The 2589-nt window shown below is 60.5% G+C and carries 1 protein-coding gene; it reads left to right on the top strand.

What is annotated here, in order from left to right:
• Positions 1-644: 644 nt before the first annotated feature.
• Entirely contained in the window at positions 645-2516 is a 1872-nt protein-coding gene (locus MF607_RS22365) for a reverse transcriptase domain-containing protein (RefSeq protein ID WP_066778815.1), read from the top strand.
• Positions 2517-2589 lie beyond the last annotated feature (73 nt).

The raw sequence follows: 2589 nt of genomic DNA, 5'->3' as shown, positions 1-2589 counted from the left end.
GGCTGGTGTGCGCCGTTGTGGCGCGAGAAAGGAGTGCGTCTGATGACGTGATGCTTGTTGGCAATGGCATCTGCCCACCGAGCTTACCGGTGCCCTCGGGCTGAAACTTCGAAAGGAGAACGGGACCATAGCATGCTCGGAAAAGGCCCAAAGTGAATAGTCGCATTGAAGCAACGGGTCAGGGCAAGACGGTTATGGTGAACGCTACACTGCGTGAAGCCCAATCTCTCGCGGCCTAAACCCTTGGCGGCGAGGAAAGCGACTGAAACCCCGCACCGACGCGTCGGGTCCACTCTACCAGCTCGGACCCGAGAAGCGGCCAAGTCCGTACCATCGACTTGACCGGCCAACCTTGTCGGCGTGACCTCCTTCGGAGGACTAGAGATGAAAAGGCCACCTAAGACCGTTAGCTTATCTCCTTTCACGCGTAACTACGGGACCGCCTGTAGCTGGTCGAGTTATCGACCTGTATGGCGGCGGAGCCGCAATATTACCCGAACACCCGGCGTAATTGCCGGGACAGCCCTTGCCTCGGTGAGGGACGGTCGGCCGTATAAGTTCGGGGTGACCCGAGCGAAAGCGCAACCGAGCGGGGGAAGTGCGGCAGCTTCGATCCAGCATCGAACCAGGGCGGAGGTCTGCTGATGCAACCCTGTGCCGCCTTGAAAAGGCTGGAATCACTTGGAACGATTGCCTTGACCGGCAAACGTGTGAACGGTGTGTTCCGACTGCTGCTATCCCGCTCCTTGTGGGTGGAAGCTTTGGGCCGCATCCAACAGAACCGTGGGGCAGAGACCCCCGGCATCGACCGTGAGGCCGTAACCGATCTCGACGAAAGCCGGATCGATGCGGTGATCGCGCAACTCTCGGCGGGCACGTATCGCCCGCAGCCGGTCAGGCGCGTCCACATCCCCAAGACCAACGGTAAAACAAGACCGCTCGGCATCCCGACTGCAACCGACCGACTGGTGCAGGAAGTGGTCAGGATGATCCTGAACGAAGTCTATGAACCGATCTTCTCTGATCGGTCACACGGCTTTCGACGGGGGCGGTCGTGTCACACGGCGCTCGACCATGTCCGCAAGACATGGAAGGGCGTGAAGTGGCTGATCGAAGTCGATGTCGAAGGATACTTCGACAACATCTCTCACGAGAAATTGTTGAGCCTGCTTGAACGTCGCATTGATGATAGGCGGTTTACCGCTCTCATCAGTGCGATGCTGAAGGCAGGGTATCTGGAGCAGCAGCGTTTCCACGAAACCTATAGTGGCACGCCGCAAGGAGGCATCGTCTCGCCTCTGCTCGCGAACGTCTACCTGCACGAGCTTGACCATTATGTGGAAGGGCTCGTCGCTGGCTTCGACAAGGGTGCCCAACGTCGCAAATCGGCGGAATACAGGCACCTTCAGCGCCGTTCCGAGTACGCCCGGAAGCGCGTGGCTGCGCTGCGTGACAAAGGGCAGGTTGATGAAATCCAACCATGGCTGGACCGAATAAAGGAGACGCTCGCGGCGATGCGCAAGCTACCCGCGACGGACCCGTTCGATCCAGACTTTCGACGCCTTCGCTACGTCCGGTACGCCGACGACTTCCTTCTGGGGGTTATCGGCAGCCGGGCCGAGGCCGAAGAGATCAAGGCCGCCATCGAGGGCTTCCTCGCGAGCGAGCTTGAGCTCCGAACGTCCCCGTTGAAAAGCGGGATCCGCGAGGCTCGGAAGGGAGCAAGGTTCCTTGGCTACGACGTGCGCACTCGCACGGCGTCCGACCGGCTCGTCAAACAACGGGCACGGACGGGCATCGTCGCAGTCAAGCGGACGGTGACGGATCAAATTCAGTTGCTGGTCCCGCGCGACAAGGTGCAATCGTTCAGCCAGAGGCACGGCTATGGTCAGTTCGACTTGGGACGGGCTGTGCACCGTCCGGGCCTGCTTCACATGGATGATGCGGAGATCGTCAAGGTCTACAACGCCGAACTTCGCGGCTTTGCAAATTACTATGCCTTGGCCGTGGATGTGAAAGGCGCACTCAACAAGCTCGAGTTTCTCTGGCGCGGTAGTCTGTTCAAGACGCTCGCGCACAAGCATCGGACAAGCCTAATGGCTTCGCTCCGGCGCCTCAGGGTTGGCCCGGGCAGGTACGTAGTGCGTATCGGCGTTGGGAGGGATGAGAGGAGGATCGCGGTTTGGCGACTGGCGGAACTCGATCGTAGGCCGGTGTTCTGGCCGTCGGTCGACAACACGCCTCGCACGGAAGCTCTTCGGTTAAGCAGGACCAACCTGACTGACCGAGTGCTCGCCCAAGCATGCTCCGCATGTGGCGGCACCGATGGACCGTTCCATCTTCACCACAGCAACCCCGTGCGTCGCATGAGGGATGGGCCGGTGTTCCGGAGGCTTCACGCCGAACGGGCCCGGAAGACGAGGCCGCTTTGCGCACCCTGTCATCAACTCCTTCATGCAGGGAAGCTGCCGGACTTTCGTTCTACAGTGCCCGGAGCGGAGAGCCGGATGCAGTGAAAGTTGCACGTCCGGTTCGGAGGGGGGCAGTGGGGTGTTCTCTCGTAGACGCCACCCTGCCTACCCTACGGTA

The organism is Sphingomonas lacusdianchii, assembly GCF_022664395.1.
Taxonomy (GTDB): Bacteria; Pseudomonadota; Alphaproteobacteria; order Sphingomonadales; family Sphingomonadaceae; genus Sphingomonas; species Sphingomonas lacusdianchii.
Note: the sequence above shows the minus strand (reverse complement) of the source record. Positions and strands in the feature narration are given on the sequence as shown.